This window comes from Proteus sp. NMG38-2, assembly GCF_020640995.1.
Lineage (GTDB): Bacteria > Pseudomonadota > Gammaproteobacteria > Enterobacterales > Enterobacteriaceae > Proteus.
In genome coordinates, this window is the sequence record NZ_CP085481.1 from 1,384,088 (window position 1) to 1,401,205 (window position 17,118).

Annotated in this window: 12 protein-coding genes; 8 read left to right on the plus strand and 4 right to left on the minus strand. The window is 39.0% G+C overall.

The genetic code is table 11. The features are described 5' to 3' along the window. Window positions 1-255: 255 nt before the first annotated feature. From aat to trxB, 4 genes are all read right to left on the minus strand, one after another. Window positions 256-948 (minus strand): leucyl/phenylalanyl-tRNA--protein transferase, encoded by a 693-nt coding sequence (gene aat, locus LG402_RS06485; RefSeq protein WP_227336637.1) that lies wholly within the window; start codon window positions 946-948, stop codon window positions 256-258. A 1-nt stretch (window position 949) separates the two neighbouring features. Beyond that, window positions 950-2,701, minus strand: coding sequence for a heme ABC transporter ATP-binding protein/permease CydC (cydC, locus tag LG402_RS06490; RefSeq protein WP_227336638.1), 1,752 nt, complete (start codon window positions 2,699-2,701; stop codon window positions 950-952). Between the two features lie 2 nt (window positions 2,702-2,703). Continuing rightward, window positions 2,704-4,473: a heme ABC transporter permease/ATP-binding protein CydD gene (cydD, locus tag LG402_RS06495; protein ID WP_227336639.1), complete on the minus strand. Its 1,770-nt coding sequence runs from the start codon at window positions 4,471-4,473 to the stop codon at window positions 2,704-2,706. Between the two features lie 141 nt (window positions 4,474-4,614). Continuing rightward, on the minus strand, window positions 4,615-5,574 hold the full coding sequence (trxB, locus tag LG402_RS06500; RefSeq protein WP_227336640.1) for a thioredoxin-disulfide reductase: 960 nt from the start codon (window positions 5,572-5,574) through the stop codon (window positions 4,615-4,617). Between the two features lie 543 nt (window positions 5,575-6,117). On the opposite strand from trxB, the gene lrp reads away from it, so the two are divergent. The 8 genes from lrp to LG402_RS06540 all read left to right on the plus strand — a co-directional run bounded on the left by lrp (window position 6,118) and on the right by LG402_RS06540 (window position 16,861). After that, on the plus strand, window positions 6,118-6,612 hold the full coding sequence (lrp, locus tag LG402_RS06505; RefSeq protein WP_004244566.1) for a leucine-responsive transcriptional regulator Lrp: 495 nt from the start codon (window positions 6,118-6,120) through the stop codon (window positions 6,610-6,612). A 133-nt stretch (window positions 6,613-6,745) separates the two neighbouring features. After that, entirely contained in the window at window positions 6,746-10,522 is a 3,777-nt protein-coding gene (locus tag LG402_RS06510; RefSeq protein WP_227336641.1) for a DNA translocase FtsK 4TM domain-containing protein, read from the plus strand. Between the two features lie 112 nt (window positions 10,523-10,634). Continuing rightward, window positions 10,635-11,243 carry an outer membrane lipoprotein chaperone LolA gene (gene lolA / locus LG402_RS06515; RefSeq protein ID WP_227336642.1) on the plus strand — a complete coding sequence of 203 codons (609 nt, stop codon included), beginning with the start codon at window positions 10,635-10,637 and terminating at the stop codon, window positions 11,241-11,243. A 7-nt stretch (window positions 11,244-11,250) separates the two neighbouring features. After that, entirely contained in the window at window positions 11,251-12,600 is a 1,350-nt protein-coding gene (locus LG402_RS06520) for a replication-associated recombination protein A (RefSeq protein WP_227336945.1), read from the plus strand. A gap of 118 nt (window positions 12,601-12,718) precedes the next feature. Then, complete coding sequence (gene serS / locus LG402_RS06525; protein WP_227336643.1) at window positions 12,719-14,008, plus strand: serine--tRNA ligase; 1,290 nt, start codon at window positions 12,719-12,721, stop codon at window positions 14,006-14,008. A gap of 259 nt (window positions 14,009-14,267) precedes the next feature. Then, window positions 14,268-15,299 (plus strand): methionine ABC transporter ATP-binding protein, encoded by a 1,032-nt coding sequence (locus LG402_RS06530; RefSeq protein ID WP_227336644.1) that lies wholly within the window; start codon window positions 14,268-14,270, stop codon window positions 15,297-15,299. Between the two features lies 1 nt (window position 15,300). Next, a complete protein-coding gene (locus tag LG402_RS06535; protein WP_227336645.1) occupies window positions 15,301-15,987 on the plus strand; it encodes a methionine ABC transporter permease in 687 nt (228 codons plus the stop codon). Between the two features lie 49 nt (window positions 15,988-16,036). Beyond that, the gene (locus LG402_RS06540; RefSeq protein WP_227336646.1) at window positions 16,037-16,861 is read left to right on the plus strand and encodes a MetQ/NlpA family ABC transporter substrate-binding protein; all 825 of its coding nucleotides are present in this window, start codon (window positions 16,037-16,039) and stop codon (window positions 16,859-16,861) included. The last annotated feature ends 257 nt before the right edge of the window (window positions 16,862-17,118 follow it).

Sequence of the window (17,118 nt, forward strand, 5' to 3'; positions counted from 1 at the left end):
TAGCAATGGTGTTCACCTTGCTATTGCACTTAACATCCTTACCGTGACTTGCGTTTTACTAAGCTAGAGCAAAAGTAATAACAGAAGTCGTAATTCTTTATTTTGTGGTATTTATAACAATAAAATAGCAACACACCCTAACCACATAATGGGTGTGTAAGATAAAATTTTTGTATAAACCTTTTTGCATAAATAACAGAATGGCATTCTTAATTCTGTCTTAAATAAGAAGGGCTTTACAAAAACAAGCAGTGATTATAATTCCAACGATTGCTGATACCAACACTTTTTATCAATAATCACTTTTTTCCAGCGCGATAATGCATTTAAATAATGGTCACGCGAGATCTCACTGGCACCTAACGAGGCAGTATGAGAGTTTAGCACCTGACAATCAAATAGTTGACCCCCATAACGAAGAAAATGGTTATAAAAAGCAATAAAGGCACATTTAGAAGCGTTATCTCTGCGACTAAACATCGATTCACCACAAAAAACCGCACCGATATTGACCCCGTATAATCCACCTACGAGTTCATCGCCTTCCCATACTTCAACAGAATGTGCTTCACCTTGATGATACAGCGCGTCATAACCCTCTTTAATATCAGGGCCTATCCAGGTGCCTTCATCACGAATAGAACAGGCCTCTATCACTGCAGCAAAGGCGTGATTTAAGGTTATTTTATACGGATGATGACGAATAAATTTACGCAAACTACGCCCAATATGTAAATCACCAGCAGGTAATACAGCTCTTGGATCAGGTGACCACCATAATGGTTCTTCGTAGGGGAAGTACCAAGGGAAGATACCTGATTGATATGCAACACGTAATCGAGAAGGGGAGATTTCTCCCCCTATTGCTAATAATCCATTAGGCTCTTTTAATGCTAAATGAGGCTCTGGAAAATCCAAATCACTATCGTTTAATTGAAACAACGGCATATTATGCCTCGTGAGTCGGAGTTAATAGTGCCTGTCTTTGGTGAAATTTAGCATAATGCCCTTGTTGTTTTAACAACGAAGCATGAGTGCCTGTTTCAACGATTTTTCCGCCATCCATAACGCAAATTTTATCCATTTTATCTAAACCGTGAAGTCGGTGAGTGATCATTAATACAGTTTTGCCCTGACAATGCTGATGTAAGAGAGCTAGGATCTGCTGTTCTGTATCGGCGTCAAGGCCCTCTGTTGGCTCATCAAGCAATACAAGAGGTGCATTGTGGAGTAGGGCTCTTGCCAGTCCTAAACGTCGCTGTTCGCCCCCTGAGAGCTGTCTACCACCATCGCCCATCCATGCGTTTAATCCTTCATCATTTTCCAAAATGTGCCCAAGGCCAACTTGTTGAAGTGCATAGACTAGCTCTTCATCTGTTGCCTCTTCTTTTGCCATAACTAAGTTTTCTCTTAGGGTATGACTAAAGACATGAACACGCTGAGGAACAACAGACATCATTGAACGCAAAGTCGTTTCATCATAATCGGCAATAGATGAATTATTTAAGCAGATTGTGCCGTGAGTTGGATCAAAAGCGCGGTTGATTAATTGCAATAGTGTTGATTTACCACAACCTGTTTTTCCTAACAATGCAATGTGTTGTCCTGCTTCAATCGTTAAATCTACATGATTAATAACTTGCATCGGTTGAGCTGGATAAGTAAAGCACACATTATGTAGGGTAAGTGAAGCACTCTTTTTTCTTTCTTCTCCTTTTTCAGGGAAAGTGACATCTGGTTTTTGCTCAATTAAATGAGAAATACGTGTTGCAGATGTCATCACTTGTCCTAAATGTTGGAATGCAACAGTAACAGGGGCTAAAGACTCAAATGCTGCCAATGCACAGAATGTGAATAAAGCAATTAGGGCTTCAGGCATAAAGCTATGGTCTATCCCATCCGCCGCCAACCATAGAATTAAGGTTGCAGTCAGCCCTGAGGCGAGGATCATCAATGATTGCGATAACCCTGTTAAGTTTGCTTGTTGTGCTTGTCGGTGTAACCACTTGGCTTCAAGTTGCGCTAAATTTGCTCTAAAACGAGGTAGCGCACCAAAAACAGTTAGTTCTGCTTGCCCTTGTAACATGCTAGTGAGTACAGTGCGATATTGTCCACGTAAATCAGTCAGATCTCGGCCGATAGGTTTACCTGCATAATAGAACACAAAAGGTAAAACAATCAGCAAGGTGAGCATAATGCCACCTAATGTATTAGCTAAGCGAGCATCAATTAACCCAAGGCCAAACATAATCATCATAATGACGACAAAAGCGGCAATAATAGGTGAGATAACACGAATATAAAGGTGATCTAATGTTTCAACATCAGCTACTAAGCGGTTAAGTAACTCACCTTGACGAAAACGTGCAATTCCACCAGGAGAAAGAGGCAATATTTTTTCAAAGGTGAATACCCGTAAGTGTGATAACACGCGAAATGTTGCATCATGACTAACGAGTCTTTCAAAATAACGGCCCGCAGTACGAAATATCGCTGCACCACGAACACCTGCAGCAGGTAGCATATAGTTAAAGCTATAAATCCCCGCAAAACCAGCTAGAGAAGTACCTGCTAAAAACCAACCTGATAGTGTTAAAAGGCCAATGCTCGCCAATAAAGTTAAGATAGCAAGAATAATACCTAGCAATAACATAAACCAGTGGCGACGATAGAGTGCGAGAAAAGGAAGCAATACTTTCATAATTAAAGTTCCTCTTTACGATGAGCAAGAAGACGAGCAAAAGCCCCTTGTTGCTGGCTTAATAACGCATAAGTGCCCGTTTCGATAATTTGACCTTTTTCCATTACCCAAATCTGATCGTAACCTAATGTTTCTTCCAATAAATGAGTGACAAGCAACGTAGTTTGATTTAATGATGCATTATTGAGTGCATGCATCACACGTTGTTCGCTATGGGAATCAAGGCTTGCTGCTGGTTCATCTAGTAATAATAATTGGCAAGGGGATAATAGAGCGCGGGCTACGGCAATTCGTTGTGCTTGACCAACAGAAAGACGAGCAGCACTATCGCCAATTACTGTATCTAACCCATCAGGTAAATCGTTAATAAAATCGCTGACATAGGCTTTTTCAATAGCCAGATTAATTTGTTCTGAACTGGCATTTGGAGCGCTTAAACGTACATTATCAAGTAAAGTTTGTTCAGGTAAATTTGGATTTTGTCCCACCCAACTTAAACATTGACGCCATGCTTCAGGTGAAAGCTGAGTTAATTCAATACCATTAACTTTTAATGAACCACGATAAGGTAAAAAACCTAAAAGGGCATTTAATAATGAGCTTTTTCCTGCGCCACTTTGGCCTACAATCGCAATACGTTGCTGAGGATTAATTGTAAAACTTAATGGGCCTGCTAATTTTACGCCTTGATGTGATAAAACCTCTAGTTCATGTGCCGTTATTTCAATACTTTCGTTTGCATTGATACGCTCATTACCTGCTAATTGTGGTTTTTCGCCATCAGCCTCTAAAAACTCAACCAGAGACTCTGCTGCGCCCACGGCTTGCGCTTTTGCATGATAATAAGTACCTAAATCTCGTAAAGGTTGAAAAAATTCAGGAGCAAGGATTAGCGCTAAGAAACCTGAAAAGAGGGTAACACCCAAACCATAACTACCAAAATTAAGTTCACCTAAGTAAGAAAAACCGAAATAAACAGCAACAACAGCAATAGAAACAGCGGTAAAAAATTCCAATACGCCAGAAGACAGGAACGCCATTCTTAGCACTTCCATCGTGCGTTTACGGAAGTCTTCTGTTGCTTCAGTAATTTGTTTTACTTCGGCATTACCACGGTTAAATAGCCGTAATGTGTCTAATCCTCTTAATCTATCGAGAAAATTACCACTTAAACGACCTAAAGCGAGAAAGTTTCTACGGTTAGCATCTGCTGCACCTAAGCCAACTAATGCCATAAATAGCGGGATCAGTGGGGCAGTAAAGAATAAAATTAACCCCGCAACCCAGTTAACAGGAAATAGGGTGATAAGGATAAGAATAGGCACAATAGCAGAAAGATACATCTGTGGAAGATAACGTGCATAATAATCTTGCATATCTTCAATTTGTTCTAGAATAATTGTTGCCCAGCTTCCTGCTGGTTTGCCTTTAACCCAAACAGGGCCTAATTCTTCAAGTCTATCAAGGACAATTTTACGAATTTGTTGCCTAACTGCCATACCACAGCGATAACCAACACGCTCTCGTATAGCCATTACTACTGCACGTAAGATAAAAATACCAATAAGAGTGAGAAAAGTAGGTATATGCGTATCACGGTTAATACTATCCATGATAAATGCTTGAAGTAAAACAGCTAATAACCATGCTTGAGCAATAATTAATAAACCGCTTACAACACCTAGGATCATTGATAGCCGTAGCCATCGACGGGCTGGAGCACTTTGCTGTTTCAGCCATCGAACCAATTCATTTTGTTTAGTTTTATCCATAAGAAAAGATTCAAATCTGCAGGTGAGATACAAAGTATCAGAAAGGCCAAGGGTAAGTAGTTATACGCTTTGGCAACCAGGCTAGTATGTTACATGGTAAAAGGCGCTACTGAAATAGCGCCTTGAAAGGAAGTGATGATTTTAGTTAGATTTTTGTGCGTCTAAGTAACGTTCTGCATCTAAAGCGGCCATACAGCCTGTTCCTGCAGAGGTAATTGCTTGACGATAAATGTGATCCATTACGTCACCTGCTGCAAAAACACCCTCAATTGAGGTTTGAGTTGCATTACCCTGTGTGCCTGATTGTACTTTGATGTAACCGTTATCTAATTCTAATTGTCCATCAAAAATAGCCGTATTAGGGCTATGTCCAATGGCAATAAACACACCCATAACATCTAATTCTTCGGTTTTATCGCTCTTAGTATCTTTTAAACGAACTTTGGTTACACCCATATCGTCGCCAAGAACTTCGTCTAAAGTACGATCAGTATGCAAAATAATATTGCCACTTTTTACTTTGTCCATTAAACGATTAATTAAGATTTTTTCAGAACGGAATGAATCACGGCGGTGGATCAGATGAACTTCGGATGCAATATTGGCTAAATACAGTGCTTCTTCTACTGCAGTGTTACCGCCACCAACGACAGCGACTTTTTGGTTACGATAGAAGAAACCGTCACAGGTTGCACAAGCAGAGACACCACGGCCTTTAAAAGATTCTTCTGAAGGTAAGCCGATATAACGTGCAGAAGCACCTGTAGCGATAATTAATGCGTCGCAGGTGTATTCTTGTTCATCACCAAATAGGCGGAAAGGGCGGTTTTTCAGATCGACTTTATTAATATGGTCAGAGATAATCTCTGTATTAAATTTTTCAGCGTGCTGAAACATGCGATCCATTAAGCCTGGGCCTGTTAACCCTTCAGGGTCACCGGGCCAGTTTTCGACTTCTGTTGTTGTTGTCAGCTGACCGCCTTTTTCAACACCCGTAATCAGTACTGGTTCTAAGTTTGCTCTTGCAGCATAAACGGCAGCGGTATAACCCGCAGGGCCTGAACCTAAAATAATAAGTTTGCTATGTTTGATGGTGCTCATGTGTACCTCATCTCTGATTAGGCGTGATGCGAATTGGGGGATTGTAGGAGAAATAAGACGTTAAAAAAAGCCAATGACGAGAAATAGACATAATATTTTAGCTATTTTAGCAATAGTTAATACTAATATAGTTTAATAATTATAGAGTTATATTGGGCTAACATCATCGAATCAACATGAAACATTTTGCTTTACAATTGATGACTATCTTGCGTATATAGAGAATAACATAGCGCCTTGTTCTGATTTTTACTCATTTGCTTTGACAATCCGCTGTACATTTGCGAAAACATGATTGTTAAAGATAATTATCTTCGGATGTTATAGGTACAATTTTTCGACAGACAGGGTGTAAGATAGTTACTTTGCAATATTTGCTAATGAGTATTTAGATAAAATAGATGTTTTATCTGGCATTAAAAGAAAATAGATTGGTAGTTTGCTCTGACCGTTTGATACCGAAGTTTCGACATTGATGCTGAAGGTGTACAGGTATGGGTATAGGAAAATAAAGTAAGAGAAAAAGAGAAAGAGAGTATAGAGATGATTGATAATAAAAAACGTCCGGGTAAAGATCTTGATAGAATAGACCGGAATATTCTAAATGAGCTCCAAAAAGATGGTCGTATTTCAAACGTTGAGTTATCTAAACGTGTTGGTTTATCACCAACGCCTTGTTTAGAGCGTGTACGTCGTTTAGAGCGCCAAGGATTTATTTCTGGGTATACTGCGCTGTTAAACCCTCATTACCTTGATGCATCATTATTGGTATTTGTGGAAATCACACTAAACCGTGGCGCGCCAGATGTTTTTGAACAATTTAATATGGCTGTTCAAAAACTTGAAGAAATCCAAGAATGTCATTTAGTTTCTGGTGACTTTGACTATCTGTTGAAAACTCGTGTACCTGATATGTCTGCTTACCGTAAATTGCTGGGTGAAACTCTGTTACGTCTTCCGGGTGTTAATGACACACGTACTTACGTGGTTATGGAAGAAGTTAAACAAAGTAACCGCCTTGTAATCAAAACTCGCTAAGCCAACTTAATAGGTTGGTGCAAAGCAGGAAAAAATTAGGTACACTCCTGTTTATGCATACAGTTTCAACGCTGAGATATCTCAGCGTTGTTCCGTTTTAATTTAACCCTAAGTTAAACCTGGAGAGCCCTCTTTGAGCCAGGAATATACAGAAGACAAAAATATTCGTTTAACAAAGATAAGTAACCGTCGTCGTGTTTGGGAAGCTATTCTCATTTTAATCGGGATTGGTGCTGTCTTTTTGATGGTTTCTTTATTTAGCTTTCATCCCTCTGATCCTAGCTGGTCACAAACCACATGGAATGAACCTATTCAAAACCTAGGTGGCAGTATCGGAGCATGGCTAGCTGATATCCTATTTTCAGCATTTGGTTTACTCGCCTATGCTATTCCTATTGTGGTTGTTTTTGGTTGTTGGAATTCACTGCGCTACCAAAAAAATCGCGAATATACTGATTTTTTCTCCCTTGCACTTCGCACGATTGGCGCCTTGGCTCTGGTTTTTACCTCTTGTGCATTAGCTGATCTTAATTTTGATGATATCTATAATTTTAGTTCAGGCGGTGTTATTGGTAGTTTATTTAGTAAGGCATTATTACCTTGGTTTAATGTATTAGGCGCAACGCTTGCACTGTTATCTGTTTGGGCAGTTGGTTTTACATTATTTACAGGATGGTCGTGGCTAACGATCACCGAAAAAATTGGTGCAGTTATCCTTGGTACGGTGGGTTTTATTACTAATCGAGGCCAACACGATGCTGAATACGAAGACGAAGAAGATGATAACACTCAAGATTTTGTTGATGATGTTACTGAGCATTCAAATCAAACAGAAAAACAAGCATCAGAACTAACAACAGAAGAGAGTGATGACATCTTATTTTCTGCACCTTCAGCGCTTGAACTTGCTCGTCAGCAAGATATTGATTCATCGAAACCGCCTAAAACGCAACAAGAAGATAATTTACCTTCATTCAGTGCAACAAATGATACCGACGATCATGTTCAATCATTAACGCCAGTTGCACCTGTTATAGCGGAGTCTGTAGTAGAAAATACGTCCGAAATAACAGAAGAAATACCGGAACATTACCGTTTTGATATTCCTGAAGCCTTCCTTAAAAAAGATATTCAGCCAGAAGTTAGTGCTTCGCAACATTCTGTTTATTCAATTCCAGAAGAGAACATATCTTCTGTGAAGCCATTAGTTGAAAATAATCCTATTGCACAACCTGTAGATAGTTTTATGCCTGTTGGACGAGCTGAACCTACATTTTCAATGGCGCCAGATAGCGATGATACCTTAACACAAGCCGCAACGGTGACTGCCGGAGCCGCAACAAGTGCCCTAGTAAGCCACGGAGCACAAGTTAAACAAGGTTTAGGGCCTGAATTGCCACGACCAAATCCAGTACGTTTGCCTACTCGTCGAGAGCTTTATGGTATTCATATTCCTTCGCAACGTGAAGCAGAGCTACGTCGCCGTGAAGAAGCTGTTCAATCAGAGCCTGAAGATGAATTAGCTGATATCCAAGAGCAAGCGAATTTTGAACAGCAATTACGACAACAATTTCTTGAACAGCAACGTGAACGTTATGGCGACGAAGCTGATGAGGTTATTGAGCAATCTGCCTCTCATTATGAGCCGAATATTGAGACGCCACTTTCTTCCTTTAATCATCAACAAGATAATTATCGAGACGAACCTACTGTTACGGCAAATACATTCTCTTCAGCAGAAGATAATAGCAATGTTCTTGATGAGAATGAGCTTTATGAACAGCAACAGCTAGCTGCACAATTTAAGCAACAATTGCAGGATCGTTATGGTGATGAGGTTTCGTTAGATGATGACGAAGATGAAGTTTTACCTCAAATATCAACATCAGCATCTTCATTACAAGCAACTACGGGTTATCAACCTCATATTCAACATTCGTTTGCCTCACAATCAGCAAAACCAACGCAAACAATGGAGAAAAAAGTAGAGTATCCAACCAGTAATGCGTTTTTACAAATCTCACCTCGTGATGATGAAGAGGAAGAGTACACCCCAAAAATTGAATTAGAAAGAGAACTCACCGCATTAGAAGCTTTCTCACCTATTGATGATTTATTGGATGAAGAGCCAATAGAGCCAGTATTTACGCCGATTGTTTCTGAACCTGTTACGCCACCTGCGGCACCTCAAACTGCATCGCAATCACGTATTGAACCACAGCCCAATATGGCTCAGCATTTTGGACAGCAACAGCAACAGCAACAGCAACAGCAACAGCAACAGCAACAGCAACAGCAACAGCAACAGCAACAGCAACAGCAACAGCAACAGCAACAGCAACAGCAACAGCAACAGCAACAGCAGCAAGAATCATTAATTCATCCATTCTTGATGCGTAATGACAGACCGCTGCAAAAACCAACCACGCCAATGCCTTCTCTGGATCTGTTAACAACACCGCCAGTAGAAGATGAGCCTGTTGATATGTTTGAGCTTGAGCGTGTTGGAAAGCTTATTGAAGCACGCCTTAATGATTATCGTGTTAAAGCCAAGGTGGTTGGTATTTCACCGGGGCCTGTTATCACGCGATTTGAACTTGAACTTGCGCCAGGTGTTAAAGCTGCGCGTATTTCAAATTTATCACGCGACTTAGCGCGTTCATTGTCTGCCATTGCGGTACGTATTGTTGAAGTTATTCCGGGGAAACCTTATGTAGGACTGGAATTACCTAACAAAAAACGTCAAACCGTATATATGCGAGAATTGTTAGATAGCGATACATTCCGTGATAGCCGTTCTCCACTGACAGTTGTTTTAGGTAAAGATATCGGTGGTCAGCCAGTTGTTGCCAATCTTGCTAAGATGCCTCACTTACTTGTTGCTGGTACAACGGGTTCAGGTAAATCTGTCGGTGTGAATGCGATGATCATCAGCATTCTCTATAAAGCAAAACCAGAAGATGTTCGCTTTATTATGATTGACCCTAAAATGCTTGAGCTTTCAGTTTATGAAGGTATTCCACATCTTCTAACAGAAGTTGTTACAGATATGAAAGATGCCGCAAGTGCGCTGCGTTGGAGCGTGGCTGAAATGGAACGTCGTTATAAACTAATGTCAGCATTAGGTGTGCGTAACCTTGCTGGTTATAACGAAAAAATTAAAGAAGCTGAAGCAATGGCACGTCCTATTCCTGATCCATTCTGGAAATCAACTGACAGTATGGCAACGGAAATGCCGACGTTAGGAAAAGAACCTTATATTGTTGTTGTCGTTGATGAATTTGCTGATTTGATGATGACAGCCGGTAAAAAAGTGGAAGAGCTGATTGCTCGCTTAGCACAAAAAGCGCGTGCTGCAGGTATTCACCTTGTACTTGCAACACAAAGACCTTCAGTTGATATTATTACTGGTTTAATTAAAGCTAATATTCCTAGCCGTATTGCCTTTACCGTTTCAAGCAAAATCGACTCTCGAACTATTTTAGACCAAGGTGGTGCTGAATCATTATTAGGCATGGGTGATATGCTTTATGCACCGAATGGTTTTGTGCCTGAGCGTGTTCATGGTGCTTTTGTTAGCGATGATGAAGTACATGCTGTGGCAACTGACTGGAAAGCACGAGGTCGTCCACAATATATTGAAGCTATTACTAAGTGTGGTGAAGAAGGCGAAAGTGGTAATGGTGGTGGTTATGACGATAGTGAAGAGCTAGATCCTTTATTTGACCAAGCGGTAGCATTTGTTGTTGAAAAACAACGTGTTTCTATTTCTGGTGTACAACGTCAATTTAGAATTGGCTACAACCGTGCCGCAAGAATTGTAGAGCAAATGGAGATGCAAGGTATTGTCAGTACGCCAAATCACAACAATACCCGTGATGTACTTTCACCACCACCTTCTGATATGTAATATCTTGAAAACTCAGTTATCAGCTAATGAGATAGCATGATAACCTGCACAATATCATTAAAATTTATACGCCGACATTATGTCGGCGTAATCTCATGCCGAGGCTTGTAGAATGAAAAAAGTATTATTTGCAGTGTGTGCGATGACATTAATAAGTAGCCAAGCCGCTTGGGCTGATGCGCGTCAAGATCTGCAACAACGATTAAATAAAATAAATAGTTTTCAAGCTAACTTCAGCCAAACTGTCACTAGCAATGAAGGTGCCCTTATTCAAAAAGGGGAAGGAAATTTAAAAGTACAACGCCCTGATTTGTTTAATTGGCAAATGACTGCACCTGATGAGAGCACTCTGATTTCTGATGGTAAAACATTATGGTTTTATAATCCCTTTGTGGAGCAAGTTACTGCGAGCTGGCTTGAAAGTGCTACAACCAATACTCCGTTTATGTTGATCGCGCGTAACGACAGTAAAGAATGGCAAAATTATGAAGTTAAACAAACGGGTGACCGTTTTGAGCTAACGCCAAAAGTAGAAAATAACTTAAAACATTTTACGATCACCGTGTTACCTAATGGGCAAATCCAGCAATTTGCTGCCACAGAACAAGATGGCCAAGTGAGTAATTATCAATTAACTGCTCAAACAGCTGCGCCAATCGATGCATCCGCATTTCGCTTTACACCTCCTGCGGGTGTGACTGTGGATGACCAACGTCAGTGAGGATATTTTGAGTAATTTATCACTCGATTTTTCACGCAATGAGTTCCAACCTCTGGCTGCAAGAATGCGGCCTGAAACATTGGAGCAATATATCGGGCAAACGCACTTACTTGCCGAAGGTAAGCCATTACCTCGTGCTATTAAGGCGGGGCAATTGCATTCCATGATTTTATGGGGGCCACCAGGAACAGGGAAAACAACCCTTGCTGAGATTATTGGTCGCTATGCACAAGCTGATATAGAACGTTTATCTGCGGTAACATCGGGTATTAAAGAAATCAGAGAGTCTATTGAAATTGCGCGCCAAAATCGTAATGCTGGGCGTAGAACAATACTATTTGTTGATGAAGTTCATCGTTTTAATAAAAGTCAGCAAGATGCTTTTTTACCTCATATTGAAGATGGTACGATCACTTTTATCGGCGCAACGACTGAAAATCCCTCTTTTGAATTAAATTCCGCGTTGCTATCCAGAGCAAGGGTTTATCTATTACGTTCATTAACCGAAGCAGATATTGAGCTAGTGCTACAACAAGCACTGGATGATCCTGAACGTGGCTTAGGTGAGCGCAATATCATTTTACCTAATGATACTCGTAAAATGATTGCACAATTGGTTAATGGTGATGCACGTCGTTCATTAAATTTACTTGAAATGATGGCTGATATTGCCGAAGTAGATAGCCAAGGAAAACGCATGTTGACACCTGCGTTACTCACTGAAATCAGTGGTGAGCGTAGTGCGCGTTTCGATAATAAAGGCGATCGCTTTTACGATCTTATCTCTGCATTGCATAAATCAGTAAGAGGATCTGCACCCGATGCAGCACTTTATTGGTACGCAAGGATCATAACAGCAGGTGGTGATCCACTTTATGTTGCTCGCCGTTTATTGGCAATCGCATCAGAAGATGTAGGTAATGCTGATCCTCGTGCAATGCAAGTCGCTATTGCTGCATGGGATTGTTTTACGCGTGTAGGGCCTGCTGAAGGTGAGCGCGCGATTGCGCAAGCCATTGTGTATTTGTCTTGTGCTCCCAAAAGTAATGCGGTTTATACCGCATTTAAAGCAGCTATTGCAGATGCAAAAAGTAAACCTGATTATGATGTGCCTGAGCATTTGCGTAATGCGCCAACAAAACTGATGAAAGAAATGGGGCTTGGTGCTGAGTATCGTTATGCGCATGATGAGTCTAATGCGTATGCTGCAGGAGAGGTTTATTTTCCTAAAGAAATGGCCAATACGCAGTACTACTACCCAGTAAAAAGAGGGTTAGAGATCAAGGTTGCAGAGAAATTAGACTGGCTTTCTCAACAAGATCAAAATAGTGCTACAAAACGCTATCGCAAAATGTAAAGATGCGGTAAGGTTATTAAATTATCATTAATTTCTTAACTATGCCTTGTCTCAGATATCTTTTTTATAAGATAAGAGAGAAGGTTTTTATTAATCTATCAATAAGCACAGGATAAGCATGCTCGATCCAAATCTACTGCGTAATGAGCTAGACGCGGTCGCCGAAAAACTGGCTCGCAGGGGGTTCACCCTCGATGTGGAAAAAATCCGTCAACAAGAAGAACGCCGTAAGGTGTTACAGGTTGAAACCGAATCCCTGCAAGCAGAACGTAATTCTCGATCGAAGTCCATCGGTGCGGCAAAAGCGCGTGGTGAAGATATTGAGCCACTTCGTCAGGAAGTTAACCTGTTAGGTGAAAAACTTGAAGCTGCAAAAGCAGAACTTGAAGTTCTTCAAGCGGAAATCCGTGATTACGTTTTAACTATCCCGAATATGCCAGATGATGCTGTGCCAAATGGTAAAGATGATAGCGAAAACGTAGAGGTTTCTCGTTGGGGCACACCAAAGAGCTATGATTTTGAATTAAAAGATCATGTGACTTTAGGTGAGCTGACTGATGGTTTAGATTTCGCTTCTGCGGTGAAAATTACGGGTTCACGTTTTGTTGTGATGAAAGGTCAAATTGCACGTTTACATCGTGCTATCACACAATTTATGCTGAATCTGCATACCGAAGAGCACGGCTACCAAGAAATGTATGTTCCTTACTTGGTTAATCACGCAACTCTGTACGGTACAGGTCAGTTACCTAAATTTAGTGAAGACTTATTCCACACTAAACCGTTAGAAGAAGAAGCAGAAAGCCAATATGCACTGATTCCAACAGCAGAAGTCCCTGTTACTAACATGGTAAGAGACGTTATTCTCGAAGAAGACGATTTACCATTGAAAATGACGGCTCATACACCATGTTTCCGTTCAGAAGCAGGCTCTTATGGTCGTGATACTCGTGGTCTTATTCGTATGCACCAATTTGATAAAGTTGAGCTGGTTCAAATTGCTCATCCTGAAAAATCAATGGAAGCATTAGAAGAGCTAACAGGCCATGCTGAAAAAGTGTTGCAATTACTGAATCTGCCATATCGTAAAGTTGTGCTTTGCACAGGTGATATCGGTTTTGGTTCACGCAAAACTTACGACTTAGAAGTTTGGGTTCCTGCTCAAAACACATACCGTGAAATATCTTCATGCTCAAATATGTGGGATTTCCAAGCACGTCGTATGCAAGCACGTTTCCGCTCTAAAGGTGACAAGAAGACTCAACTGGTTCATACATTAAACGGTTCTGGTTTAGCAGTAGGTCGTACTTTAGTCGCAATCATGGAAAACTATCAAATGGCTGATGGCCGTATTGAAATTCCAGAAGTGTTACGTCCTTATATGAACGGTTTAGAATATATCGGTTAATTATTCTCTAATTAATTGAGTATTAATAATTTAACCCTCTGCTTAGGCAGGGGGTTTTTTATTATCTGTAATAAATATTTATCACTATTAATTTATTTTATGGTGATAGTTAAATCTAGACTATAAGGCAATTACAAATTAAAAATTCAATAATAAAACCAGTAGAAATAATTTAATTCTAAGGTATGCCATTTTTGTTTATTTCATTATCATTCCCTGCTTGACAATTCCTCTCATTAACATTAATTTGGATTTCTAGGTGTTTAGCCGTCTAGATTTCCATTTAATGAGTGAGTTGATTAAAATGATAACACTAAAAAATGTCAGCAAAATTTATCAGCGAGGGAAAAAGCAAACTGTTGCTGTTGATGATATTAATTTGAATATTGAGCAGGGAGATATCTTTGGCATCATTGGTTATAGCGGTGCTGGGAAAAGTAGTTTGATCCGACTATTAAATCGCTTAGAGCCTGTTAGCAAAGGTGAGGTGATTGTAGGTAAATATAATATTACTACCAGTAGTGAGCGTGAGATCCGTAAAATTCGTCACTCGATTGGCATGATTTTTCAACACTTTAATTTATTATGGTCACGCACAGTTAGAGAAAATATTGAATTTCCACTCGAAATTTCGGGCTTAGATAAAAAACAACGTTCTCAGCGAGCGAGTGAACTTATGACGTTGGTTGGGCTTGCTGATAAAGCAGATGAATATCCATCAACATTAAGTGGTGGACAAAAGCAACGTGTGGGTATTGCTAGAGCGCTAGCAAACAATCCTGATGTTTTATTATGTGATGAAGCAACATCTGCATTAGATCCAAAAACAACACAAACAATTTTAGCATTGCTTGCTGAAATTAATAAAAAAATGAATATTACGATAGTGTTGATCACACATGAAATGCAGGTTGTAAAAGCAATATGCAACAAAGTTGCAGTTATTGAACAAGGAAGAATAATAGAACAAGGTGAAGTGCTAAAAATATTTAATCAACCCAAACATAAAGTGACGCAACAATTTTTATCTCAATCAACACAGGTAATAGATAATAATGATGATATTGATAATATAAAACAACAAAGCACAGTGATAAGATTATTATTACAAGAAGGTAAAAAATATGATTATTTTCTTTATGATTTGATTTCTAAATTTAATGAACCTATTAATTTGATAAAAGGAAATTTCTCACAAGAAAATGGGTTTATTTACTTACAATTAAATAATAAATCTAATGAAATTATACAATACCTTGAGAGCAATGATTTTAATATAGCGGTTGTGTGATATGGATGAAATACAAATTTTAATTAATAGTTACTTTCCTCATTTAAAGCTCAATGTCTTAGGGGAAGAAACATTAAATACTTTATATATGACATTAGTTTCGGGTTTATTATCTTGCTTATTAGGGATTTTAATTGGTGTCACATTATTTTTAACAGCAAAAGAAGGTTATAAAGAGCAGATTTCTATTTATAGAGCACTTTCATTTATTGTAAACATTTTTAGGGCAGTTCCTTTTATTATTTTAATTATATTATTGTTTCCTTTTACTAAATTAATTGTGGGAACCATATTAGGTGTTAACGCAGCACTACCTGCATTAGTGATTTCAGCTGCCGCATTTTACGCAAGATTGGTTGAATTAGCACTACGTGAAGTTGATAAAGGTGTAATAGAAGCAAGCCTTTCAATGGGAGCTAATTTACCTACATTAATATTTAAAGTGTTATTGCCTGAATCATCCCCTGCGCTGGTTTCTGGATTAACCGTGACATTAATTTCTTTAGTTGGAGGAACGGCTGTTGCGGGGGCGATTGGTGCCGGTGGATTAGGAAATTTAGCTTATTTAGAAGGATTTCAGCGCAGCCATCTTGATGTGGTTTGGATTGCAACATTAGTGATTTTATTGATTGTATTATGTATTCAGTTATTGGGAGATAGTGTTGTACGAAATATAGATAAGCGCTAATTAAAAAATACTTCAATTAAAAATTAAATTTAAAAATAAGGTTATAACAATGAAATTAACAGTATTTAAAAAGCTGGGATCGCTGCTACTTATTAGCCTCGCGCTCTCTGCTTGTAAGCCAACTGATGAAAAGTCAGAAAATAAATTAATTATAGGTGCATCAAGTACACCTCATGCTGAAATCCTTGAGTTTATAAAACCCCAATTGGCAAAAGAAGGATTAGAGTTAGATATTCGAGTCTTTAATGACTATATTATTCCTAATCAAGCATTGGCAGAAAAAGAATTAGATGCGAATTTCTTTCAACATGTGCCTTATTTAAATAAAACCTTAGCGGATCACCCTGATTGGAAATTAGTTTCTGCTGGCGCTGTGCATATGCATCCTTATCGTTTTTTCTCACAAAAATATAAAAGCTTACAGGATTTGCCTAATGGTGCAAAAATGATAAGTAGTAATAATCTGGCACAGCATGGACATATATTAAAACTGTTCCAAGACGAAGGGATAATTAAATTACGTGAAGGCATCGATCCTGATGATTCTACAATTGATGATATTGTAGAAAACCCTCGTAATATTAAATTCCTATTTACTTATGATGGTCCATTATTACCACAAATTTATAAAAATGGTGAAGCGGATGTTGCTTCTATTGATGGACACTTTGCTATTAATGCGGGGCTAGATTTAACCAAAGAAGTCATTTATACCGAGCCTGCCGCAAACAGTAAGTTTGCCAATGTGGTTGTGATTAGAGAAGAAGATAAAAATGACCCACGTATTGCTAAATTAATGACGCAATTACGATCTCCAGAAACCAAACAATTTATTTTAGAAACGTTTAAGGGCGAAGCTGTTCCGGTTCCATAATATTATCTGTGGCAAAGAGTTTGTGATCAAATAGTCAGTGGAGCAAGAAATTGTTCCACTTTTTTGTTTATAACAAGAGCTATTATAAAAAGGTTTTTAATAAAGAAATGACTATTTAACAAAAATATAACGCAATCCTTCATTGGTTAAACCGATCACGGCAGATCCTATTTATGCTGTTAAATTAGACCTATCGCTCGAATTTACCTTAATTATTTTATGACGTTTCTATTTAAATAGAACCCTACAAAAGAGCA